The organism is Rhodococcus sp. KB6 (assembly GCF_001445685.1).
In the GTDB taxonomy this organism is placed as follows: Bacteria; Actinomycetota; Actinomycetes; order Mycobacteriales; family Mycobacteriaceae; genus Rhodococcus_F; species Rhodococcus_F qingshengii.
The window spans coordinates 633,353-655,671 of sequence record NZ_LNAK01000043.1 but is presented as its reverse complement, the minus strand read 5'-3'; the positions used below and the strand labels follow the sequence as shown (position 1 = coordinate 655,671).

23 protein-coding genes are annotated in these 22,319 nt (G+C 62.6%); 12 read left to right on the top strand and 11 right to left on the bottom strand.

The features are described 5' to 3' along the window. Window positions 1-6 precede the first annotated feature (6 nt). On the bottom strand, window positions 7-393 hold the full coding sequence (locus ASU23_RS10215) for a DUF1304 domain-containing protein (RefSeq protein WP_003939752.1): 387 nt from the start codon (window positions 391-393) through the stop codon (window positions 7-9). A gap of 87 nt (window positions 394-480) precedes the next feature. On the opposite strand from ASU23_RS10215, the gene ASU23_RS10210 reads away from it, so the two are divergent. Continuing rightward, window positions 481-1,065 (top strand): TetR/AcrR family transcriptional regulator, encoded by a 585-nt coding sequence (locus ASU23_RS10210; RefSeq protein WP_058037835.1) that lies wholly within the window; start codon window positions 481-483, stop codon window positions 1,063-1,065. A 57-nt stretch (window positions 1,066-1,122) separates the two neighbouring features. Beyond that, window positions 1,123-1,743, top strand: coding sequence for a GNAT family N-acetyltransferase (locus ASU23_RS10205; protein ID WP_058037915.1), 621 nt, complete (start codon window positions 1,123-1,125; stop codon window positions 1,741-1,743). Here the strand turns inward: ASU23_RS10205 and ASU23_RS10200 are convergent. After that, entirely contained in the window at window positions 1,701-2,291 is a 591-nt protein-coding gene (locus ASU23_RS10200) for a TetR/AcrR family transcriptional regulator (protein ID WP_058037834.1), read from the bottom strand. The genes ASU23_RS10205 and ASU23_RS10200 overlap by 43 nt on opposite strands. 113 nt (window positions 2,292-2,404) lie before the next feature. Between ASU23_RS10200 and ASU23_RS10195 the strand changes: the two genes are divergently transcribed. The 3 genes from ASU23_RS10195 (at window position 2,405) to ASU23_RS10185 (ending at window position 4,748) form a co-directional block, all read left to right on the top strand. After that, window positions 2,405-3,643, top strand: coding sequence for an MFS transporter (locus tag ASU23_RS10195; protein WP_003940229.1), 1,239 nt, complete (start codon window positions 2,405-2,407; stop codon window positions 3,641-3,643). Window positions 3,644-3,777: 134 nt separating this feature from the next. Then, window positions 3,778-4,224 (top strand): hypothetical protein, encoded by a 447-nt coding sequence (locus tag ASU23_RS10190; RefSeq protein WP_058037833.1) that lies wholly within the window; start codon window positions 3,778-3,780, stop codon window positions 4,222-4,224. Window positions 4,225-4,379: 155 nt separating this feature from the next. Then, window positions 4,380-4,748 (top strand): VOC family protein, encoded by a 369-nt coding sequence (locus tag ASU23_RS10185; protein WP_003939994.1) that lies wholly within the window; start codon window positions 4,380-4,382, stop codon window positions 4,746-4,748. Between the two features lie 4 nt (window positions 4,749-4,752). On the opposite strand, the gene ASU23_RS10180 is transcribed toward ASU23_RS10185, so the two are convergent. After that, entirely contained in the window at window positions 4,753-6,099 is a 1,347-nt protein-coding gene (locus ASU23_RS10180) for a deoxyribodipyrimidine photo-lyase (RefSeq protein ID WP_047270918.1), read from the bottom strand. A gap of 10 nt (window positions 6,100-6,109) precedes the next feature. Continuing rightward, entirely contained in the window at window positions 6,110-6,697 is a 588-nt protein-coding gene (locus tag ASU23_RS10175) for a TetR/AcrR family transcriptional regulator (RefSeq protein WP_058037832.1), read from the bottom strand. Window positions 6,698-6,773: 76 nt separating this feature from the next. On the opposite strand from ASU23_RS10175, the gene ASU23_RS10170 reads away from it, so the two are divergent. Next, on the top strand, window positions 6,774-7,151 hold the full coding sequence (locus ASU23_RS10170) for a DUF952 domain-containing protein (RefSeq protein ID WP_003939721.1): 378 nt from the start codon (window positions 6,774-6,776) through the stop codon (window positions 7,149-7,151). Here ASU23_RS10170 and ASU23_RS10165 read toward each other — a convergent pair. Continuing rightward, window positions 7,148-8,143, bottom strand: coding sequence for a hypothetical protein (locus tag ASU23_RS10165; RefSeq protein WP_058037831.1), 996 nt, complete (start codon window positions 8,141-8,143; stop codon window positions 7,148-7,150). The two genes, ASU23_RS10170 and ASU23_RS10165, sit on opposite strands and share 4 nt — an antisense overlap. Before the next feature lie 89 nt (window positions 8,144-8,232). On the opposite strand from ASU23_RS10165, the gene ASU23_RS10160 reads away from it, so the two are divergent. The 3 genes from ASU23_RS10160 to ASU23_RS10150 are packed head-to-tail and all read left to right on the top strand — an operon-like array spanning window position 8,233 to window position 10,893. After that, window positions 8,233-8,808, top strand: coding sequence for a TetR/AcrR family transcriptional regulator (locus ASU23_RS10160; RefSeq protein ID WP_058037914.1), 576 nt, complete (start codon window positions 8,233-8,235; stop codon window positions 8,806-8,808). Between the two features lie 40 nt (window positions 8,809-8,848). Further along, window positions 8,849-9,553, top strand: a complete 705-nt coding sequence (locus ASU23_RS10155) for a response regulator transcription factor (protein WP_003939853.1) — start codon at window positions 8,849-8,851, stop codon at window positions 9,551-9,553. After that, window positions 9,550-10,893: a sensor histidine kinase KdpD gene (locus ASU23_RS10150; protein ID WP_003939972.1), complete on the top strand. Its 1,344-nt coding sequence runs from the start codon at window positions 9,550-9,552 to the stop codon at window positions 10,891-10,893. Before ASU23_RS10155 ends, ASU23_RS10150 begins: the two co-directional genes overlap by 4 nt. 5 nt (window positions 10,894-10,898) lie before the next feature. Here the strand turns inward: ASU23_RS10150 and ASU23_RS10145 are convergent, their stop codons facing one another. Beyond that, window positions 10,899-13,175 carry a bifunctional SulP family inorganic anion transporter/carbonic anhydrase gene (locus ASU23_RS10145; RefSeq protein WP_058037830.1) on the bottom strand — a complete coding sequence of 759 codons (2,277 nt, stop codon included), beginning with the start codon at window positions 13,173-13,175 and terminating at the stop codon, window positions 10,899-10,901. A gap of 324 nt (window positions 13,176-13,499) precedes the next feature. Here ASU23_RS10145 and mgrA point away from each other — a divergent pair, with 324 nt between their 5' ends. Then, a complete protein-coding gene (gene mgrA, locus ASU23_RS10140) occupies window positions 13,500-14,531 on the top strand; it encodes an L-glyceraldehyde 3-phosphate reductase (RefSeq protein WP_007733451.1) in 1,032 nt (343 codons plus the stop codon). 13 nt (window positions 14,532-14,544) lie between these two features. Here the strand turns inward: mgrA and ppk2 are convergent, their stop codons facing one another. Then, complete coding sequence (gene ppk2 / locus ASU23_RS10135; RefSeq protein ID WP_003940295.1) at window positions 14,545-15,510, bottom strand: polyphosphate kinase 2; 966 nt, start codon at window positions 15,508-15,510, stop codon at window positions 14,545-14,547. 210 nt (window positions 15,511-15,720) lie between these two features. On the opposite strand from ppk2, the gene ASU23_RS10130 reads away from it, so the two are divergent. Then, on the top strand, window positions 15,721-18,138 hold the full coding sequence (locus ASU23_RS10130; RefSeq protein ID WP_007733454.1) for a lysylphosphatidylglycerol synthase transmembrane domain-containing protein: 2,418 nt from the start codon (window positions 15,721-15,723) through the stop codon (window positions 18,136-18,138). Between the two features lie 9 nt (window positions 18,139-18,147). On the opposite strand, the gene ASU23_RS10125 is transcribed toward ASU23_RS10130, so the two are convergent. From ASU23_RS10125 to ASU23_RS10110, 4 genes are all read right to left on the bottom strand, one after another. Then, window positions 18,148-18,438: a hypothetical protein gene (locus ASU23_RS10125; protein ID WP_058037829.1), complete on the bottom strand. Its 291-nt coding sequence runs from the start codon at window positions 18,436-18,438 to the stop codon at window positions 18,148-18,150. An 11-nt stretch (window positions 18,439-18,449) separates the two neighbouring features. Further along, window positions 18,450-18,899: a flavin reductase family protein gene (locus ASU23_RS10120; protein ID WP_007733458.1), complete on the bottom strand. Its 450-nt coding sequence runs from the start codon at window positions 18,897-18,899 to the stop codon at window positions 18,450-18,452. 49 nt (window positions 18,900-18,948) lie between these two features. Beyond that, window positions 18,949-20,115, bottom strand: a complete 1,167-nt coding sequence (locus ASU23_RS10115) for an LLM class flavin-dependent oxidoreductase (RefSeq protein ID WP_058037828.1) — start codon at window positions 20,113-20,115, stop codon at window positions 18,949-18,951. A gap of 94 nt (window positions 20,116-20,209) precedes the next feature. Beyond that, window positions 20,210-21,019, bottom strand: coding sequence for a helix-turn-helix transcriptional regulator (locus ASU23_RS10110; RefSeq protein WP_007733461.1), 810 nt, complete (start codon window positions 21,017-21,019; stop codon window positions 20,210-20,212). Between the two features lie 85 nt (window positions 21,020-21,104). Between ASU23_RS10110 and ASU23_RS10105 the strand changes: the two genes are divergently transcribed. Beyond that, window positions 21,105-22,316 carry a low temperature requirement protein A gene (locus tag ASU23_RS10105; RefSeq protein WP_058037827.1) on the top strand — a complete coding sequence of 404 codons (1,212 nt, stop codon included), beginning with the start codon at window positions 21,105-21,107 and terminating at the stop codon, window positions 22,314-22,316. Window positions 22,317-22,319 lie beyond the last annotated feature (3 nt).

Sequence of the window (22,319 nt, the reverse complement as noted above, 5' to 3'; positions counted from 1 at the left end):
GACCACTCAGAGCAGGTGGATTACCAGCAGAACAACGGCAATAGCTGGGAAAAGCATCTGTACGACGGCTGCGCGGGCTTTGTCGGGAGACGAGAGAATCAGCACCAATCCCGCGGCAACCATCGATCCTGTGCCTGCCAGTACGAGGGCAATTCCGACCGACGCGGAGCCGGTCGCCGCAATCACGATGCCGACCGCCGACACGATCGCCAAGAAAAGGTTGTAAAAGCCCTGGTTGAAGGCGAGCGGCTGCGTGGTGATCGCCTCTTCCTCGGACTTCACGCCGAACGTGGCGCGGGTCTTCGGGGCCGTCCAGAGAATCGATTCGAGGACAAAAATGTACACGTGCACTGCTGCGGCCAGTCCCGCGAAGATGTAGCCGGCGACGTTCATCGGTGAGCTCCTGTTGCTTCGAGTGAATTCTGTATCGTTCGGTCCAATATATACTGGACCGAACGATACAGAAAGAGCGAGGCTTTGATGGGCAGATCACAAGAATTCGACACAACAGCCGTGGTCGCTGCCGCTTTGGACGTTTTCTGGGCACGCGGATACGAAGGCGCCTCACTCGGCGACCTCGAATCCGCGACGGGGCTGAGTCGGTCAAGTCTCTACAACTCGTTCACCAACAAGCGCGGATTGTTCGACGCCGCCGTGCAGCTGTACCTCGAACATGTCATCCGGCCACGTCTGCGCAGCCTCACGACAAATCCCGGGGCAGACGCCGTCGACGACTACCTTTCCTCGCTTGCGCACGCGATCGGCACCAGGACCGCCGACTCACCTCGGCGCGGTTGCCTACTTCTCAATACGGCTGCCGGACTCGGCGCGCACGACGATGCGGTGGCCGCAGTGATCCGCGCTTACCGCCGAGAGCTCGCCGACGCGATCAACAGTGGATTACACGCCGCGTTTCCAACCGAGACAGACGCCACGCTCTCAGATCGCACTCGAATCCTTCTCTCCTGCACGGTAAGTGCATTGGTACTCGCACGAGTTGACACCGAAGAGGCCATCGCAACTCTGGAATCTGCGCGCCGACTGAACGCAGAGTGGCAGGGATAATGACCGGAAAGCTCACGCCATTGCCCGCCATCAGGCGGGTAGGCGATGATGCTTCACGTGCCCAAGTTGACCACGCCCGCTATCGCCGCTGGATATCTCCGGGGAATGGACCAACCCTCGATCCACGTCGGGACTTCCGCGATTCTCCGACCCTGGACCCGCGACGACGCACCGGCCGTCATGGAAGCCTTTCGCGATCCGTCGATTCAGCGTTGGCACATCCGCCGCGCCGACTCGATCGACGAAGCACGGGGTTGGCTCACCCAGTGGAGAGACGGGTGGGCAAGCGAATCCGAATGCCATTGGGCGATCGCCGCTCCCGAGACAAATGAACTCCTCGGTCGAATCGCAGCAAAGGGGGTGAATTTGTGGGACGGCACTGCCGAGCTCGCGTATTGGGTGACCCCAGCGGCGCGCGGCCGCGGACTGTGCACCCAGGCTGTAACCGCACTGTCCGAGTGGGCATTCCGCGAAGTAGGGTTTCATCGACTGGAACTCGAGCACTCGATCCACAACCCACGATCGTGCCGAGTCGCCACCAAAGCAGGGTTCAGCGAAGAAGGTGTTCGACGAAGCTCCGCCAGGCACGCCGACGGCTGGCACGACATGCACGTCCACGCCCGACTACGTAGCGATCAGCCTTGGGCAACGACCCGCGCCGCGAGGGCAAGCGTCTGATCCACCAATTCCGCAACTCGCTGCGGCACGACCGGTTCGAGGTCGAACAGAATTCGGTAGATGATCGGCGCCACTACATGGTCGACCACCGAATCACCATCCACGCCGGCAGCTTCCGGCCAACGCGCGAGGATCACGTCGATCTGCGTCCGACAGAAGAAGGCACACTTGAACTTCTTCGTACCGTCCGGTGCATGCGTCTGATCGTCGCTCATCAACACGTCACGCAACGAAGCACGACCGACAGGCGCAGACATCTCCTCGAGGTACTCCTGCGCCCAAATCGTCAGATCCCCTCGGAGCGAGCCCGTTTCACGCGGGTCGGCGTCCGGGCGCAATCTCTCGATCGAGACGTCGGCAAAGACTTCGTTGATGTCACCCCACCGCCGATAGATGGTCGACGGGGTCACTCCCGCATCGGTCGCGATCATCGGCACCGTGATCTCGGCTCGATCACGCTGTTCCAACAACTTGCGCGCCGACGCATGCACGGCCTGTTGGATGCGCGCACTACGGCCACCGGGGCGCGGACCTGCGGACGGACTCATAAATCCAATACTAACGCAAAGATGTTGCATTAGGCTACGGCCAGGCGTAGCGTCCCAAACGCAAAGTATTTGCGTTTGAAGTCTTCACCACCCGCACGGGAAGCGCTACGACAATGACAACGACCGTTTCACCACAGACCGAGAGCACTTCACGCCCACGCCTTGGGCGAGGCGTCGCTTTCACACTCATCGCCGTCATCATCGCCACGTTCCTGGGCGCATCCGCGACCCCGACACCGTTGTACGAGCACTATCAACAGTTGTGGGGATTCTCCTCGCTCGCGTCGACGCTCGTGTTCGGCATCTACGCTCTCGCATTGCTCGCCACGCTCCTGACCGCCGGATCCCTGTCCGATCACATCGGCAGGCGCCCGGTCCTGCTCGGAGCACTCGCGCTCGAGGCAGTCTCGCTCGCGCTGTTCGCCTCGGCCGACGGGTTGACCATCCTGCTCATCGCCCGGGTCGTACAGGGTGTTGCCACCGGCGCTGCAATCAGTGCTCTGGGTTCGGCATTGATCGACCTCGAACGCACTCCGGGTCGAGGATCGATCATCAACAGCGTCGCTCCGACGATGGGGCTTGCAGTCGGAGCAGTGGGTTCGAGCCTCATCAGCGAGCACCTGCCCCGGCCCACCAGCACTGTCTACCTGGTCCTTCTCGTGCTTGTCATTCTCGAGATCTTCGGAGTATGGGCCGCTCCCGAGACTTCGGGCGGACGCCCCGGAGCCTGGCAGTCCCTGCGCCCCACACTGGCCGTTCCTCGTCAGGCGCGCACGATGATTGCCCTGACCGCACCGTGCCTGATCGCGGTCTGGGCACTGGGAGGTTTCTACCTCTCACTCGGACCTGCATTGGCGCGCAACGCACTTGACGTTCACAGCTCCCTCATCGGTGCCATCATGGTCGCAACACTGACAGGATTCGGAGCGGCAGCAGTACTCACCTTCCGCAAACTCGGCGGCCGGACCGTGATGCTGATCGGAACCACCGCCTTGGTGCTCGGGGTGGCCGTCACACTCATCGGTGCTGAAACATCCTCTGCCGTATTGATTCTGGTCGGTACGGCTGTTGCAGGTATCGGCTTCGGAGCAGGATTCCAAGGAACTATCCTCACCGTCATGCCGCTGGCCGAGAACCACGAACGCGCGGGTTTGTTGTCCACCGTCTACGTCATCGCATATCTGGCCAACAGTCTTCCCGCCTTGCTGGCCGGCTACCTGGTCGGCAAGGTCGGATTGGTGGATACGACGCGTGGCTACGGCGCACTCGTCATGGTGCTCGCGGCGGCCGCACTGATCGGACTGCTGGTCACCGGCGAGCGAAAGGTCGAAGCCGTCTCGGTGTCGGAGTAGGTGTCCCCCGATCGGTGGACACACCGTTCCGCCTGCACAGGGTCCGGGGAGTGGACATACGACATCGATCTGCTCCGACATAGTTGTCTTCGAGAGAGCCAACCGAACGCTCACCCGGACAAAGGACACCGACGATGACGAACCCACGCTACGTAGTTGCCGCAATCACAGCTCTGGCCGCCGGCGCCCTCACTTTGGGATTGAGCGGAATCGCCAGTGCCGGAACCCTTCCCACAACCGGCAACAGCATCACGATGACGATCAGCAACGACACCGAACAGACAATTCATCTCGAAGGCGCCGACAACCCCTACGGACAGTGGATGCAGAGCCCACGCCAGTCGCTCGCGCCTCACGAGACCGAGATCGTCACGGCATACAACCAGGACCCGCGCGGCCTGACGGTCGACGTCGTCTATTCCACTCCCGACGGCGGACAAGCAGTCTTCACGGCCAACGACTATCGGCAGTTCGACACCGACGGAACTCGCACCACCGACCCTGATCACTACTTCATCTCGAGCTACATCGACGGCTACTACCCGAACCTGAGCGTCGGGTACCACCTCAGTGTGGTGTGACTGCAGCAGTCGTCATAAGTAATCCATCTGCCACTCAGACGCACTTGTTCTTGGACATTCGTCCGGCGCGCGGGGATTGTTGAACGCAGCCCCGCACGACCAGGCACACGCCCCGCTGCCGGTGGCCCGAAAATCAACGGGAGAGGGAAACCACAGTGCGACTACCCAACCAGTTTCTGATCTACGTCAGCGATGCCGCCTCCGCAGCAGCGTTCTACGGCGAATTGTTCGACGCGAAGCCTGAGGTCCTCAGCCCTCGGTACATGACCTTCGACCTCGGCGGCGGTGTGGTCCTTGCACTGTGGAGCGGCAAGTCCCGCGACCTCGATCCCGCGACACCGCGCAATTTCGAAGTCGGCATCTTGGTCGACGGTGGGAGCAACGAAATTCGGGCGATCCACGACGAGTGGGTGGCCAAGGGAGTCGAGGTCGTCGAAGAACCCAACGAAGATGTCTTCGGTCTGACGTTCGTCATTTCAGATCTGGACGGAAACCGCGTCCGCGTAGCGCCCGCAGATCACTGAGCACTCAGCCTTTGATCTCGCCGTACCGGCGCAAGGCTTCCTCACGCTCGTGCGCGTGATCGACGATCGGGTCCGGGTAGTCGACCGGGCGCATCGCCTTCAACGAGTGGACGGCCTTCCCGGGAACATCGCGAAGTTCGGGGACCCACCGACGGACGTATGTGCCGTCGGGATCGAACTTCTCCCCTTGCGTGATCGGGTTGAAGACGCGGAAGAAAGGCGAAGCATCCGTACCCGACCCGGCAGTCCACTGCCACCCGTGCTGATTGGAGGCCAAGTCACCGTCCACCAGTTGCGACATGAAGTACCGTGCGCCGCGCCACCACGGAATGTGCAGGTCCTTCACCAGGAATGACGCGACGATCATTCGGACCCGATTGTGCATCCAGTTCTCGGCGGCGAGTTGCCGCATGCCGGCATCCACGATCGGGAAGCCGGTCTTGCCTTCACACCAGGCCGTGAAGGCGGCGTCTGCGTCGACTCCCCCGTCGTGACGTAAACGGTCGAACTTGTCGTCGTAATTCTTCCGCGCGCTGTCGGGGCGCTGAAACAGGATGTCTGCGTAGAAGTCTCGCCAAGCAAGCTGGCGACGGTACGCCTGAGCGCCGTCTCCGAGTCGCTTGGAGAGATCTGCCAACATGGTTCTCGGATGAATCGTGCCGTACTTGAGCGGGATCGACATCCGACTCGTGGTGTCGAGGTCGGGTCGATTTCGTTCGTCGTCGTACCGGTCAAGATCGTTCTCGCAGTATTCTTTCCACTGTTCGAGCGCACCGGCCTCACCGACGACATCGCTGACGGTGCCGGACGGCGCGGGGATACTCACCCGGCGCGGGCCACCGTCCTTCTCGCTCGGATCGAACCAACGGACCGTCCCCGCATCGGTCGACGCGGGGCCCCGCCAACCATGTTCCATCCACTGACGGAAGTACGGCGTGAACACCTTGTACGGATCACCGTCCGCCTTGGTGACGCGTCCGGGCGCCACGGCATATGGTGACCCGGTGGCGATCAACTCCACCTTCTCGGCCACGGCCGCGTCGCGCCGTCGGCCGTAGGGCCCGTAGTCGGCACTGATGTGAACTTCTTCGGCGCCAACGGATTCCGCCACGCGGGGCACCACGTCTGCCGGATCACCTCGAACAACCATCAATCGTCCGTCGAGCTGGTTGTCGAGTGCCGACAAGTTGGCGAACAGTTGATTCTGGCGGGGTGAGCCTGCCGGTCCGAGCAACTTCTCGTCGAGGACGAACAAACCCAACGTCTGTCCGCCGGCATCCGCCGCTGCGGTCAGAGTCGGAAGATCACCGACCCTCAGATCGCGTCGAAACCAGATCACAGAGTTACTCACCCAGTCGAGCCTACCGATCAGATCTCAGAACGCATCCCACCGCGCGGGCCGCCAGTTGCGCCGCTCTTTCGGCTGTCGGTTCGGAGGTGAGCCCGAGCAGTCGCCGCCGGTGCTCCTCCCCGAGCAGCAAGGTGTACAACTGATCCGCGCACAGCGCAGCCTTCTGGCCGTGCTGATCGATCAATATCTTCTCCAGAAAGGCAATCGACTTGGCCGGGCCGGATTCGTAGAACGCTGCGGCCAATTCAGGGAACTGCACTGCCTCGCCGATCATCATGCGGTGCAGCGCAATCGAGTTGTCGCTGTGCAGGGCGATGACGATGTCCACTGCAGCGGCGAGCAGGTCGGACTGGCCCTCGCCGGCATTGTCGACGTACGCGTGCTGACGCGCAACCGCAGCTGCAAAGACCGCATACTTGTCGCCGAAGTAGCTGTACACGGTGCGCTTGGCGACGCCGGCCACCGTGGCAATGCCCTCGATGGTAGTTCGGGCGAACCCGACATCTCGAAACGAGTCGACAGCGACGTCGAGAATCTCGTTGCGTCGTTCGGCGCGCTCGGCGTCACTGGTTCTCCCACGTCTGCGCGGTTGCTCCATCAAGTCCCCTGTTACCGTGCCGGTGAATTAATGCTACGTTGACGTTTCATTAATTCGAATACTACAGGAGCACTGCATGACCGGACAACGACTCGTCCACGTCGCCATCGCCGACGACTGGGAAGCATGCAAGCGTTTCGGTGAGTACGAGGTCTCGACGCGCGGAATCAGTTACGACGAGGCAGGATTCATTCGCGCAACGACCCCGGACGCACTCGCTTCGGTGCTCGATCTGGTGTTCGGCGACCTCACATTGCCGCTGGTCGTCGCCGTCATCGATCAGGACGCCCTGACCTCCGCGGGCATCGACGTCGAATGGGAGGCGGAAAAGCCCCGAATCCTCCGACCTCTACCGATGGACGAGGACACCGTGGTCGCCGAACTGGCCGTGGAACGCGTTGACGGGGTCTGGCCGATTCCCGACCTGACCCCGTACGCAAGCTGCGCCGGCTAGACCAGCGCAGCCTCCGGTTCGATAACCGGCGCAGACGCCTTCTTCCGGCCGGCAGCCACGCACAGCGCGATCCCGACGGCAATCCAGCACACCAGCACCAGAAGTGGCGTGGTGGCGCCATGGCCGTCGAAGAACGCCATCGAACGGACGGATGCTCCTGCGGCGCCAGGTGGGAGCAGCTGCCCCAATGCGCCCCAGCCTGCGGGCAACCACGCGGCAGTTGTCGCCATCCCCGAGAGTGGGTTTCCGATGAACATCATCGTGACGGCGCCCAACGCGAACCCCTTCATCCCGAGCAGGGATTCGAGCCCCAAAATGGGAAGCGAGATGGCCGACATGCCCATGGTGAGTGCGAGCGCGGTGAGCAGGTAGTTTCCGTCAAGACTGTTGGTGCCGAACTGCAGAATGGCAGTCAGTGCAAAACCCGCGACCACCGCGACGCCGGCAGCGCCCAACACTCGCTTGACGATGCTGCGCGGAAACAGTTGCACGAGAACAACAGCGGGCATGATTCCGCCGAACACCAAGGGCAAGGCCAATGCCGTGAGCCCAGCACCGGTCGGGTCGTCCGCCGTCAACGGCACAACGTCTTCGACGGGAACCTTTGCCCCCGAGGCCTCCGAGAGGCCGTTGGCCACCCCGGTCAGGGTCTGGGCGATCGGGGTTCCGCCTGCAGTCGCGATCAACACGTGAGGACCGTTGGCATCAACGGCGATTCCGCCGACCACGTCGCGATTCCGAATCGCGTCACGCAGGGCGTCGGCGTCGGCGAATTCTCGAGTATCGAAGGCGCCTTGCTTACTCGCCTCGAGCGAGGTGCTGATCTGTTCGGTTGTCGCAACTGGACCGGCGATGCCCAACTTCAGTTCGTGCGGGCCACTGTTGACCGAGGGCAGTACGAAGGCAAGCAGCATCAGCCCGATCACGGCGGACAAGCCCAACACCACAGCCACCAACTTCTTGCGGTCCTGTGCTTCAACTTCGGCGTTCATAACTACCCACCCTAAGTGGAAGTTTTTCCTCCACTATTTGTGGAAGATATTCCTCCGGTTATGATGAACTGTCAATACCGGAGGTGGATGTGCGAGCCGATGCACGTGAACGCAGAAACGCAATAGTCGACGCCGCACGAGCGGTGTTCACCGAACGCGGGCACGACGCGCCGCTCGATGCAGTCGCAGAACTCGCGAAAGTGGGCATCGCCACGCTGTATCGAAACTTTCCGACGCGCGAGGACCTCGTGACCGCCGTCGCCGTCGCAACACTGACCGATGTCCGCGAGGCTGCCGACATCGCACTCACGGCAATGTCCACCGATCCGGCAAACGGGTGGCACACGCTGGTGGACCGCCTCGTGGAACTGCGCCTGGGTGCGCTCATTCCTGCACTGGTGGAACGCAGTTTCACCGAGCTGGCGCCCGAAGTTCTGGCGGTGCGTGAGGTGACGAAAACGAAGATGACCGCGACGATCGGCGCCGCTCAGAGCGCCGGACTGGTTCGCGCCGATCTGCAACCGCTCGAATTCGTCATGGCTCTGGCCAAACTGACGCGCCCGCAAATCGAGTTGTCCGACGAGGCCATGCCGAACCTGGTCCCGCGGTTGGTCGCGGTGTTCATGGCCGGTCTGCGTCCGGACGGTACCGACTTGCCGGTCTGATCGGCGAAACCCGACGTACCAGGCAAGGCACAATGGGGCTGTGACCGAGATACCGAAAATCCTCGTAGTCGACGACGACGCAGACGTCCTGACCTCACTCGAACGCGGATTGCGGCTCTCGGGATTCACCGTACTGACGGCGGTGGACGGCGCCGACGCGCTCCGAGTGATCTCCGACAAGCGACCGGACGCGGTAGTCCTCGACATCAACATGCCGGTGCTCGACGGCACCGGTGTGGTGACGGCACTTCGTGCCGCCGGCAACGAAATCCCGATCTGCGTGCTCAGTGCGCGCAACTCGGTCGACGATCGCATCGCCGGGCTCGAATCCGGTGCGGACGACTACATGGTCAAACCGTTTGTTCTTGCCGAACTGGTTGCCCGGATCCGCGCAATGCTCCGTCGCAGCAACACTCCGGCCGGCGATCACTCCGAGGGTACGAATACCCTGCGGGTCGGAAACCTCGACATCGATCTCTCCGGTCGCCGGGTTCGTGTCGACGGCAAGGAAGTACCGCTCACCAAACGCGAATTCGAGCTACTCGAAGTGCTCGCACACAATTCCGGCATCGTGCTCACTCGCGAACGTCTCCTCGAACTGGTGTGGGGCTACGACTTCGTCGCCGACACGAACGTCGTGGACGTCTTCATCGGCTATCTGCGTCGAAAGTTCGAATCCGGCGGTTCACCTCGTCTGCTGCATACCGTTCGCGGCGTCGGGTTCGTGCTTCGGGAGAACCCGTGAAGCGTCGCCGCTTCTCACTACGAACTCGCGTTGCCGCGGCCGCGGCACTGGGGGCGACGTTCATCGTCATCGCACTCGGTGTGGTCGTTGCACTGGCTATCGCACGAAATAATCTAGCGCAATTGGACCGCCGACTCGAGACGGCATCGACGGTCATCGTGGCCAATGCGGCTACAGCGGGACCTTTTCTCGGCGCGTTCGGAGACGGCGGCGCCTTTTCCGTGACCATCCGCTCCGACACCGACGGAACCGTCAAATCCAGTACCCCGACGCGACTGCCCGAACTACCGGTCGGCTCGGCGACCGTCGACGTGGACGGTACGAAGTACCGGGCATATACCGCCGAGGCCGACGGGATCAATGCCCTTGTCTCGCTGGCGGTTCCCTATGCCGAAGCGCGAGACATCACAGTCGACCAACAGCGACAGGTCGCGTTCTTCGGCGTCGGGGCCGTAGCGGCCGCAGCTGCGTTGGGATGGTTGTTCGGTGGCCCGGCGGTGCGCCCCCTCGTGGAGTTGACCCGCCGGATCGCCAGGCGCGATCCCGATCTCGCCACCGAGGTTTCCGGAATCCGTGAAGCGGACGAGCTTGCCGCGGCAGCAGAATCGATGCTCAGCGACGTCGCTCGAGCGCAAGCCGCAACCAACTCCGCCCTTGCCGCCGCCCGAGATTTTGCGTCCGCCTCGGCTCACGAACTCCGAACTCCGTTGACAGCAATGCGAACCGACATCGAAGTATTGTCCATTCACGACCTCGATCACGAACAAAGACGCGAGATCCTCACAGATCTGGCCCGCGCGCAGGGCCGCGTCGAGTCAACTCTGAGAGACCTCGAGCGCCTGGCGAAGGGTGAACTCTCGACGGCCGAGGATTTCAAGGACACCGATTTGACCGAGGTCTGCGACATCGCTGCCGACGACGCACGCCGACATCATCCTGGGCTCGACGTCGGCGTCGTCACGGTGGATTCCCCACTCCCCTATTGCATCCGGGCCCTTCCCGGCGGAATCCGGTTGATCCTCGACAACGCGATCACCAATGCAGTCCGCCACGGCGGCGCGAGCGCGGTGCGCATCACCCTCGCTCGCCCGGCCGATTCACCGGACACCGTCACGATCACGATCGACGACAACGGTTGCGGAATACCGGCCGAGGAACGCTCGAGCGTGTTCGAGCGCTTCACTCGCGGATCGACGGCAGGCAAGACAGGCTCCGGTTTGGGCCTGGCGCTGGTGGCGCAGCAGGCGGCCCTGCACGGCGGACGGACGACATTTCACGACAGTCCACTCGGCGGGGCTCGCCTGCTGGTCGAACTCAGGGATCAGCCCGGACCCGAATAGCCCCTTCAGGTCTCGATCAACTGGCCGATCCCTGACGCTGTCACTTCGATGACCCGAGCCGAGCCGATGTCGAAGAACAGTCCGGCGATACGCAGGCGACCATCCACTCGGGCCTGACCGACGAGAGGATGGCGTTCGAGAGTCTGCAATTGGACTGCGACATTGACCATTCCGAGCTGATCGACCTCCGAGAAACCTGCCTCGGTCGCAGCACGCGCGACCGGATGGCCACTCGTATAGGCCTGCAAGCTCGTCTCCGCATGCCGCAGCCATTCCCCGACGACTCCCGATTCCGACGAACCGTTCGTCAGGAGTGCTTGCATCGCGCCGCAGCCCGAATGTCCGCACACGACCACCGAGCTGACACCCAACTCGTCGATCCCGAAGGCCAGTGCCGCTTCCACCGACGTATCGCGGCCGCCGGCAGGAACCAGGTTTCCGACATTGCGCACGGTGAACAGGTCGCCGGGGCCACTGCTCGTGATTATGTTCGGCACCACTCGCGAATCTGCGCAGGTAAGGAAAAGGGAGTCGGGGTTCTGCCCGTCGCGCAACTGATCCATGTGCGGCCGTATCGCTTCGGCGCGATGGCGATGATAGTTGGACACCCCGTCGAGAATGGGCCGCAAGGCCGGCGGGCTGCTCAGATTCCTCCCCGAAGCCTGTGGTTGCCAACTGCCCCACGGCGCGAGCAAGCCGCGCAGGTCGGTGACTGCGGCGCCGCGCTTCGGCGGACCGGTGGTCGCGCTCTCCATACTCACCGAGCCGACTTCCTCGATGACCACCGAACCACCTGCCAACTCGTACTGCCTCGCCCACTCTTCGATGACGTCGAAGACGGCATGGTCGAGGAAGTCGACGGACAGCTCGACGGTGACGTCCGACCGCGGTGGGATTCCGGCGAGAACCGACGTCAGCTTGGGCAGCACCAGGAAGGTGCACGAGCCTTCGACCAGGACGCGCCACTTCCCGGAATCGTTGTCGCCCAACTCTTCTGCGGTGACAGTTGCGCGGATGACACGCCACACCAGGAGGGCGATGGCCAGCGCCAACCCGATCAGGACGCCCTCGAGCAGATTCAAGAACACGACGCCGACCACCGTGATGCCGTACACCCACAGATCACCGGTCCGTCGCGCCAACCGAATGTGCGCCAGCTTGACCAGTTGAATACCGATGACAATCAACAGTCCGGCCAGTGCAGACTTCGGAATCTGCTGGACCAACCCGGCGAGCGCAGCCGAGAACAGCAGAATCCACAGGCCGTGCATGATCGACGACGCGCGGGACTTCGCCCCGGCCTCGACATTGGTCGCACTGCGCACGATCACCCCGGTGACCGGAAGGCCGCCGATGGCCCCGGACACCATGTTCGCGGTGCCCTGGCCGAGCATCTCGCGATCGAAGTTCGACCGCGGGCCCGAGTGCATCTTGTCCACGGCCACGGCCGAGAGCAGACTCTCCACACTGGCGATCAGCGCGATGGTCAGGATGCCGGTTGCGACGCCGAGCCACTGGCCGTCGGGCAGAGCGGGGAGTCCGATCGAGTCCAGCAAAGATCCGTCGAGAGCAATACGCTCGACGTCGATCGGCAGCGCCAGCGAAGCGAGAGTTGCCAATACGATGCCCACCAACGCCGCCGGAACCTTGCGGACACCGGCAGGGAGATAGCGCCACCCGAGAAGGGTGGCGATGACGACGAGTCCGATCATCAGGTCCTCGACATGCAAGGCACCGATCTGTGCGGGCAACTGCCGTAGATTGTCCAGCGCCGAGCTGGCCGAGCTTCCACCCAACAACACGTGAACCTGTTGTAGCGCAATGGTGATGCCGATACCGGCGAGCATCGCATGCACCACCACTGGAGCAATAGCCAGCGCCGCACGGGCAATTCGGCTGAGCCCGAACACGATCTGCAGAATTCCGGCGCCGACAGTGATCAGGCAGGTGACTTTCCACCCGAACTTGCCGATCAGTTCGGCGACCACCACGGTCAGGCCGGCTGCGGGACCACTGACTTGCAGCGGTGAACCTCCCACAGCTCCGGCCACCACTCCGCCGACGATTGCGGCGATCAGACCTGCCATGATCGGCGCCCCGGAGGCGATCGCAATTCCCAATGACAGGGGAAGCGCCACCAGGAATACGACCAGCGACGCCGGCACGTCGTATCTGATCAGTTGCTCGAGATATCGCCGGCTTCCACCACCCGGCGGAGACGAATCCCCCACGACGCTCTCGTCTGCGGATGATTGTGCGTGCACTACGGACTGCGTCGACATAGATCTCCTCGCCGGACCCCGGATCCGGCTGCTGGGCAACATGTTCGAAGCGAATCGGCGATCGGTATCGCCGATCGACTGTGACCATGGTAACCGCGATTCCTTACCGTTCCCTTAGATGCGAGCCCAGACGTGGTCGACGTCACCGCCGCCCGGCACTGTGACTCGAACCTGAACATCGGTCCAAAAGATCGATCGAATTGCTTTAAACCGCAAGCATTTTGACTGACACACCTCCAGCGGCCGGCACACCTGAGCGCCGTCGGCGATAATGGTCGGGAGTGAACGCTCAACCGCAAACACAACGATGTGAAGGCAGGCACCATGTCCGATCAGTACGTCGCCGCGCAGGACCGCTACGAAGCCATGCCGTACCGCCGAACCGGTCGGAGCGGTCTCAAACTCCCGGCCATCTCGCTGGGCCTCTGGCACAACTTCGGCGACGACGTACCGATCGAGAACCAGCGCGCAGTTCTGCGGCGGGCATTCGATCTCGGAATCACCCACTTCGATCTTGCGAACAACTACGGTCCCCCGTACGGAAGCGCCGAGACGAACTTCGGCAGGATCCTGCGTGAGGATTTCTCTTCGTACCGCGAGGAATTGGTCATCTCGTCCAAAGCCGGCTGGGACATGTGGCCCGGCCCCTACGGATTCGGTGGTTCCCGCAAGTATTTGCTGTCGTCCCTCGATCAGTCGCTCGGACGACTCGGCGTCGACTATGTCGACATCTTCTACAGCCATCGCCCTGACGCCGAAACTCCGATCGACGAGACCGCAGGCGCCCTGATCAGCGCTGTCCAGCAGGGCAAGGCCCTGTACGCGGGTATCAGTTCGTACTCGCCGGAGCGCACCCGTGAAATCGCCGCACTGCTCGCCGCTGCGGGGGTTCCGCTCTTGATCCACCAGCCGAGCTATTCGATGCTGAACCGCTGGATAGAGCAGGACCTGCTGTCGGCTGTCGACGATCTCGGCGTCGGCGTCATCGCGTTCTCACCACTCGCTCAAGGCATGCTCACCGATCGCTATCTGAACGGCGTCCCCGAGGATTCCCGTGCAGCTCAAGGTAAGTCACTGGATCCGTCGTGGTTGACCGACGACGCTCTCACCCACATCCGCGCGCTCAACGACATCGCGGCAGACCGCGGCCAGTCGCTGGCTCAGCTGGCACTGAGCTGGGCACTCCGCGATTCGCGGGTCACCTCGGTACTGATCGGTGCGTCCAGTGTCGCCCAACTCGAAGCCAACGTCGGCGCGCTCGACAATCTCGAATTCAGCGCCGCCGAACTGGCCTCCATAGATCAGCACGCCAAGGACAGCGGCATCAATCTGTGGGCAGAGGCCAGTTCGATCTGAGCGATCACCTGCGCTAGAGCTGAGGCAACTCCACGTTCACGTGCTCGCCCTCTTCGAATACGGCCGACGCCGGCCCGACGATCAAGGGATCCGGAGTACCGACAGCCCGGTGATCCTTGTTGGGATAGTCGAAGCTGGCGAGCACGTGACGCATCGCCTCGAGGCGAGCGCGCTTCTTGTCGTTGCTCTTGATCACCGTCCAGGGCGCATCCCCGGTATCGGTGTAGAAGAACATGGCTTCCTTGGCCTGGGTGTAGTCGTCCCACTTGTCGAGCGAAGCCAGATCGGTCGGTGAGAGCTTCCACTGACGCACCGGGTCCGTTCGGCGGGCCGCGAACCGCGCCAACTGCTCTTCGCGGCTGACCGAGAACCACAGCTTGTGCAGATGAATCCCGGAGTTGACGAGCATCCGCTCGAAGTCCGGGGTCTCTCTCATGAACTCGAGATACTGCGTCGGCGTGCAGTAACCCATCACTCGTTCGACGCCGGCGCGGTTGTACCAGGACCGGTCCATCATCACTATCTCGCCGCCGCTGGGTAGGTGTGCGACATAGCGTTGGAAATACCACTGCGTCCGCTCGATGTCGGTGGGCTTCTCGAGCGCGACCACGCGGGCTCCACGGGGATTGAGATGCTCGGTGAATCTCTTGATCGACCCGCCCTTACCGGCAGCATCGCGACCTTCGAAGATGATGAGCACCTTCTGACCGGTTTCCTTGACCCACAACTGCAGCTTGAGCAGCTCGATCTGCAGACGCCGCTTCTTCCGCTCGTACTCGCGGCGCGACATCTTCTTCTCGTAGGGGTAACCCTGCTTCCAGGCATCCGCGAACTCCGAAGGCTCCAGCACGCCGAGCTTGTGCTTGAGACTCGACAGCTCGTCGATCTCGGCCGCGTAATCCTCGGTGACGGAAATTCTGGTCGACGGGGTCGGCAGGTCAGGAACCCGACCGTCCACACCGCTGGCGTCGGGGCTCATGAATACGCACTCCCTGTCGTCGAAATGAACGAACGTCCGGAAAGTGAATTTTACGCGCCGAAGCCCGCTCCCGCGGGTCCGAAGAGAATGTTGCTTGGCATCGAGGAGGTAACGACAGGTCCGGCTTCCCAGTCGCCGAACCCTCACGCGGTACCTTGATCGAGGTAACTGAGACGGTCGGTAACCCCGAGAGAAGAGAGTTCTGGCGAGATGCGAGTAGACGGACGGGAGATCCCGGTAACGGGAAGCCTCCTGCCACCACTGCACCGCCGTACGAGCGACATCATGCGGGTTGCGATCGCTGCTGTGCTGCTCGGCGGCGTGATCGCGGGATCTCTGATCACTCGAAGTCAGTGGGACGCGCTCGAAACGTCGGTGTCCAACATCGTCGGTGTTCTGTCGCCGAGCCTGTCAGACACTGTGTACCTGCTCTACGGCATCGCAATTCTGGCGCTACCGTTCGCCATCCTGATCGGCCTGATCGTCGGGCGCCGGTGGAAGTTGCTGGCCGGATACGCCGCCGCCGGCCTGTGCGCCGGTGTCGCGCTGTCCTTCACCGGAACAGGCCTGGCGGCACCGAAATGGCACCTCGACGTGCCGGACCGACTCGACGCCACCTTCCTGTCGCAATTCCTCGACGATCCGCGATGGATCGCGATGCTCGCGGCGGTGCTCACCGTCTCGGGCCCGTGGCTTCCGAAGAAGTGGCGACGAGCCTGGTGGACGCTGCTTCTGCTCTTCGCTCCCATCCATCTGATCGTCAGCTCGATCGTTCCCGCACGATCGATGCTGGGTCTCGCCGTCGGTTACCTGATCGGCGCGGTGATCGTTCTCGCCGTCGGCACCCCTGCCCTCGAAGTGCCGTTGGACTCGGCAGTACGCGTACTCGCGCGGCGCGGTTACCGCGTCACCGCGTTCCGCGTCGTGAGTCCCTCGGGAATCGGGCCTCTTGTCATGTCCGCAGCCATCGACCAAGCACCGGACGACGAACCTTTCGACGAACTCGTCGTCGAGTTGTACGGGCAGAACCAGCGAAGCAGCGGAGCAATTCGACAGACGTTCCGTTGGATCTCGTTCCGGAACCGTGAAACTCCGCCGCCCTACGGATCACTTCGTCGCGCCGTCGAACACCGAGCGCTCATGGGTATCGCGTTCGCCGACATCGGTCTGGCCAGTTCCAAGGCCGTCGCAATCTCGGTACTCGATCGCGGGTGGGAGATGTACGCGCGCCCGAGTCCTCGTGGCATCCCCCTTGCCGTCGCCGTCGAGAACCAGGCGGGCGAGGAAGAATCCACCAAACTGATCGACGCGCTGTGGCAGACACTGCATACCGCTCACGTGCACCAGATGGCGCACGGCGACCTGCGCGCTTCCGAAATTCGTGTCGAAGGCGGAACCATCCTCTTCGGCGGGTACGCGTACTCCGAATTCGGCGCCACCGAAGTTCAGATGCAGTCCGACAACGCACAACTTCTCTTCGCCACCGCATCATTGTTCGGGGTCGATGCAGCGGTGGACGCCGCGATTCGAGCGCAAGGCGCAGACACGATTCTCGCCGCCTCCGGCCGATTGACCACCGCTGCATTGCCCAACCGAATTCGGCGAACGGTCACGGATTCCGCGAAACTGATGACCGAGATCCGAGACGAGGTCGGTGCCAAGAACGGGATCGAAAAGGTCGCTCCCGCACAGGTCACCCGATTCAGTCGCAACCAGCTGATCCAGCTCGTTCTGCTCATCGGTCTGGTCTACGTCGCCTACCCCTTCATCAGCCAGGTCCCCGCGTTCATCACCGAACTGAAGACGGCCAACTGGTGGTGGGCACTGCTCGGCCTCGGCGTCTCCGCACTGACGTACGTCGGCGCGGCAGCGGCCCTGTGGGCCTGTGCGTCGTCGATGGTCAGTTACCGCAACCTCTTGATCATGCAGGTGGCCAACACCTTTGCGGCGACGACAACTCCGGCCGGAGTCGGCGGGCTCGCGCTGAGCGTGCGGTTCCTGCAGAAGGGCGGGCTCGGTACCGTCCGTGCAACGGCCGCAGTCGCGCTGCAACAGACGGTCCAGGTGGTCACCCACGTCGGCTTGCTGATCTTCTTCTCGATCGTCGCCGGACGTGATACGAACCTCTCGCACTTCATCCCGGGATCCACTGTTCTGTATCTGGCGGGCGGCGTCGCGCTCGGAGTTCTCGGTGCATTCATGTTCATCCCGAAACTCCGTGGGTGGCTGCGCGACGACCTGCGTCCTCAGATCACCGAGGTGTTGGGTGAACTGAGCCAACTCGCGCGAAATCCCACGCGCTTCCTCATCATCGTGGGCGGCAGCGCCGCAACAACTCTCGGTGCCGCCCTGGCTCTGTGGGCGAGCGTCGAAGCATTCGGCGGCGGAACGACGTTCATCACCGTCACCATCGTGACGATGATCGGTGGGACGCTCGCCTCGGCGGCTCCGACACCGGGTGGCGTCGGAGCCGTCGAGGCCGCCCTCATCGGTGGTCTGTCCGCATTCGGACTGCCGGCAAGTATCGCGGTCCCGTCGGTCCTGCTCTACCGAGTGCTGACCTGCTGGCTCCCTGTGTTCTGCGGTTGGCCGACACTGCGGTGGCTGCAGAAGAACGACATGGTCTGAGCCGTTCCGCTACTTTTGGCGAACGACGTGAACCTGCAGTGCTTCACCGTCCTCGTCCACCCAGCCTTTGCTCTGGGCGTAGTCGACCATCGCGGCAACACCTTCGACGTCCGTGGTGCTCTCGCGAACGCGGGCTACCGAGATGAATGCACTACCACCGCTGACGTATCCGTAATCCTGAAGGCGCAAGAGTTCGTCCAGTTCGGCTTCGGAGATGTCGTCACTCACCTCGACGTGAAAGGCCTTCAGGTTGTCCACATCGTGGATGCTGACGCGGCCGTCGTCCACCAGTACATACATGGCTCTCCTTCCTAGAGCACTGACGTCGGTGCGTGCGTACCGAATACACGCCGGTGGTAGGTCAGTGGATTCGACTCGCGGTGCTCGACCTCGTCCACCGATCCTGTCACGATCTTGTGATCACCACCGTCCACGACGGCATCAACGGTGCACGCGATCCAGATGGATACGTCCGGCAGTCTCGGAACACCGAGATGCTCCGCCCACTCGACACCGTCGAACTTCGCACGGCCCTTCCTCGCAAAGGCAACCGCCAGTGAGCTTTGCGCGGTCCCGAGGACATTGATCGCGAACCTCCGCGTTCCTTCGATGAGGCCGAGAACTTCCGACTGTCGATCCAGAGCCACCGCGGTCATCGGCGGGTCCATCGACAACGACATGAATGCGCTGACCGTCGTGCCGTGCGGCCGGTCGCCGTCCATTGCCGTGACGACGGCGACCGGTGAGCACACGTGCGCCATGGCTTCTCGAAAACGCAACGCCCGGTTGCCCTGTGGGACATTCACGATGTCAGCCCTTGTCTGCCAACTCTTGTGCGTACTTCTTCGTCATGTGGTCGACGGCGTCGAGTTGCGCCTTTGCATGCCCTTCCCTGACAGCGCGCGCGTGAGCTGCCGCGTCGAGCGTCGCCTGCGCCTGCCCTTGGAAGTGCGGAAAGACCTCCTGCGCGAACAACTCTGCCGAACGTCGGGTGTCCTGCGGGTTCGCCCAATCGTGACCCATCTGCAGCATGCAGCCGAAACCACCGGACTGGTCCCACAGCCGTTGTACCTGACGTCTGGCCTGCTCCGGTGTGCCGATGACACCGATCCCGGCCTCGTTGATGAAGTCGATCATCTCGCTCAGACGCGCACCGGAGACCGCCATCTGAGGGAAGGCCGCGACGTGCTGGAAATAGTCGAACCACTCCTCGATGCCGTACTCGACCTGCTTGCGTGCTTCCGCCTCGGTTTCGGCGATGTGGAAAGGTCCGGCAAGAGACCACTGCCGACGATCCACCGTCGTCCCGTTGACCTCAGCGCGTTCCTCCATCACATTCCAGTGGTGCGCCAAGGCGTCGAAACCGTCGGCGGACAAGGTTGCTCCGATGGAGAGCAGACCGAGACCGTGCGTACCGGCCAGGCGAGGTCCTGTCGGGGAGGCCACTGCGGCCACGGTGATTTCGATGCCGTTCTCCGAGTACGGAGCGAGCTGCAGCTTGGCGTCGTACAGCTCGTGGGTTCGTGTCTTCGCGGAAACCGTCTCGCCACGAAGAAGGCGCACGACGATGTCGAGGTTCTCCTGCAACAACTCTCGGGTGTCCGTCGGGTTCAGACCGATCATCGCCGAGTCGGTGGGCAACGAACCGGGCCCGACTCCGAAGATGGTGCGCCCCTGAGTCAGGTGATCCAACTGCATGATTCGATCCGCTGCCCACAGCGGGTTGTGATACGACAACGACGTGACACCCGTGCCGAAACGAATCCGATGTGCGCGCTGCGAGGCCGCAGCGATCATGATTTCCGGCGACGCGATGATCTCGCTTCCGGCAGAGTGATGCTCACCGAACCACGCCTCGTCGTAGCCCAACCGGTCGAGGTACTCGACCAGTTCGAGATCACGCTGCAGTGCGGCGGTGGGATTGCGTCCGGGGACGTGGAACGGTGCCATGAAATACCCGAAACGAAGCCTACTCATGAGTTCTCCTAGTGCTGTGGGCCAACTCCTGGCCGTGCACCGAAAACGCTATCCGTGCCGTGACCGCGGTCACAGTGCACGAAAGTGGACAATCTCAAGCGCGTTGATCGGCAAGTTTCTGCGCGTAGACCAACTTCACGAACTCGGCACGGTTGCGAACGCGCAGAAGAGCAAGGATGCGGCTTACATACTTCTTCACCGTGTCCGGACTCAGCGACAGGATCACCGCGATCTCGTCGTTGGTATGGCCGTCCGCCAACAACTCCGCGAGATCGATCTGCCGGGGCGTCAGCTTCTCTCGCCATCCCGGCTCGCGTTGCCCGGGCAGCGTCTGACACAACAGCGACAATTGCTTGCCCAGAATGCCCAAGCCCACGATGTCGCGCCCCGACAGATCCTTGCCTTCTGAATCGAAAATCCCCACCAGACCGTGACCGCCGTGGGCCAACTGGAGATGCATCACCGACGCGCTGTGAAGGCGTTTGCGATAGAGGAAATCTCGCAGGTACGTCGCCGACTGTGAAGGGACGTCGGCCAACTGAGTGTGCGTGATGGCGGGAGATGCCAACAGCGTTGCCCGCGATTGCGCCGTCGCAAAAACGTCGTCGAGGTACCAGTGCGCTTGGTACTCGTCGAGGATCGGCGTGATCCGCCCGGTCGTCACCGGATCCGGGTCGGCGAAAGCCGTCGTGAAGGTCGGGCCGGCAAGGAAGGTGGTGTTGGGACAGCGGTAGTGATCATGGAGCGCGACCATGAGGAGATCCTTGAGCTGATCGAGCGTTCTCGCGGCCGAGCAGTAGTCGAATACAGCGAAGACACGGTCGTAGTCCGCAGCGGACAGAGCGACGTCACCGCTACCGTGCACGTCGACCACCTCACCCGAACTATGATCCAGATCACTCATCGGACAGCATATGCATTACTTCGAGAAAACGGACAACTTCGCCGCCTACCAGCACTGTTGATGCCGATAGCCGATACTGAGCTGTATGTCGGAACTCGGAAATGAACCAGACTCGAAGCAGAAGGCGGTGCTCGAGCGACACGCGTCGTGGATCGAATTGTTCTTCGACCTCGTCGTGGTTGCCGGTATCGGTCAGTTGGCTCACCTGCTCCACGGTTCGCCGTCGTGGTCGGATGTCGCGCTCTACGCGTTGCTCTATCTCGCGTTCTGGACCGCGTGGGCGACGTTCACGATGTACGGCAACGTTGCCGGTGACCGTGTCCGGATCCCGAGCATGCTGATCGCCATGTTCGGACTGGCCGTCATGATGGCGGCCGTGGCCGGCATCCACGACAACCATGCGCTGGCCTTCGCTGTCGCCTACGTGGCCGTACGTCTGCTGGCGAGTCGGGTGTGGCACAACGGCCAGATAGTCGTGGACTGGCCGATCGCCCAGATGTCTCTCGGTGTGATCCCGTGGATCGTCTCGTTCTGGTTCGAGGGCGAAACTCGGTTCTGGCTCTGGACCGCCGGTGTGGCCATCGACCTGCTGATCATGTTCGTCGTCTCCGGCAGCGCGATCATGGAAGACGCGCAGGAAAAGCTCGACCGCATCATCAAGGTTCGGGGGTTCAAGGACGACCGGATGCCCGAACTCGAAGCCCTGCACTCCGATCGGGCTCACCTTGCCGAGCGCTTGGGCCTGTACGTCATCATCGTGCTGGGCGAGGGTGTGATCCTCGTGATTTCTGCGGCCTCGAAGCTCACCTGGGACTCGACGGTGGTCAGCCTCGCAATCGGATCGTTTGTCCTGCTCTCGGGCATGTGGGCTCTCTCGCTTCTCTACGGCCACGCCGGTGTTCCGCACCTGCAGCCCGAGAAGTTTCCCGCTCGCATCGACATGGCGCTGCACTGTTTCACCACCGGCGCTATCGCGGTTCTGGTCGCGGGGCTCGGAGCGGCAACCGAACACGGTGCGGAGCACACGCCCGCGAACCTGCGGTGGTTGTTGTGCGGAAGCATCGCAGTCTATTTCGGAATCAGCCTGGTGGCAGGGCTGTTCGCGCGATCGGACCGACGGTGGCTGCTCGGCTGGGCGCTCCCGTGCACCGCCGTCCCCATCGTCATGGGCATCGTCGGCACGCACATGAGCGCCACGTGGATCATCTGGGTGCTGGTGGCCACCGTGACCTGGCAGAACGGCTACGAGTACGCGCAGGTGCGGCGTTCGCGCCGCTCTGCTGTGCGCCTTTATTAACCC

Coding starts and splice junctions, on each gene's coding strand:
- ASU23_RS10105 (WP_058037827.1), top strand. CDS start 21,105: ATGTCGGAACTCGGAAATGAACCAGACTCGAAGCAGAAGGCGGTGCTC.
- ASU23_RS10190 (WP_058037833.1), top strand. CDS start 3,778: ATGACGAACCCACGCTACGTAGTTGCCGCAATCACAGCTCTGGCCGCC.
- ppk2 (WP_003940295.1), bottom strand. CDS start 15,510: ATGAGCCCCGACGCCAGCGGTGTGGACGGTCGGGTTCCTGACCTGCCG.
- ASU23_RS10125 (WP_058037829.1), bottom strand. CDS start 18,438: ATGTATGTACTGGTGGACGACGGCCGCGTCAGCATCCACGATGTGGAC.
- ASU23_RS10200 (WP_058037834.1), bottom strand. CDS start 2,291: ATGAGTCCGTCCGCAGGTCCGCGCCCCGGTGGCCGTAGTGCGCGCATC.
- ASU23_RS10165 (WP_058037831.1), bottom strand. CDS start 8,143: ATGAACGCCGAAGTTGAAGCACAGGACCGCAAGAAGTTGGTGGCTGTG.
- ASU23_RS10170 (WP_003939721.1), top strand. CDS start 6,774: ATGACCGGACAACGACTCGTCCACGTCGCCATCGCCGACGACTGGGAA.
- ASU23_RS10130 (WP_007733454.1), top strand. CDS start 15,721: ATGCGAGTAGACGGACGGGAGATCCCGGTAACGGGAAGCCTCCTGCCA.
- ASU23_RS10175 (WP_058037832.1), bottom strand. CDS start 6,697: ATGGAGCAACCGCGCAGACGTGGGAGAACCAGTGACGCCGAGCGCGCC.
- ASU23_RS10215 (WP_003939752.1), bottom strand. CDS start 393: ATGAACGTCGCCGGCTACATCTTCGCGGGACTGGCCGCAGCAGTGCAC.
- mgrA (WP_007733451.1), top strand. CDS start 13,500: ATGTCCGATCAGTACGTCGCCGCGCAGGACCGCTACGAAGCCATGCCG.
- ASU23_RS10115 (WP_058037828.1), bottom strand. CDS start 20,115: ATGAGTAGGCTTCGTTTCGGGTATTTCATGGCACCGTTCCACGTCCCC.
- ASU23_RS10110 (WP_007733461.1), bottom strand. CDS start 21,019: ATGAGTGATCTGGATCATAGTTCGGGTGAGGTGGTCGACGTGCACGGT.
- ASU23_RS10145 (WP_058037830.1), bottom strand. CDS start 13,175: ATGTCGACGCAGTCCGTAGTGCACGCACAATCATCCGCAGACGAGAGC.
- ASU23_RS10210 (WP_058037835.1), top strand. CDS start 481: ATGGGCAGATCACAAGAATTCGACACAACAGCCGTGGTCGCTGCCGCT.
- ASU23_RS10195 (WP_003940229.1), top strand. CDS start 2,405: ATGACAACGACCGTTTCACCACAGACCGAGAGCACTTCACGCCCACGC.
- ASU23_RS10120 (WP_007733458.1), bottom strand. CDS start 18,899: ATGGCGCACGTGTGCTCACCGGTCGCCGTCGTCACGGCAATGGACGGC.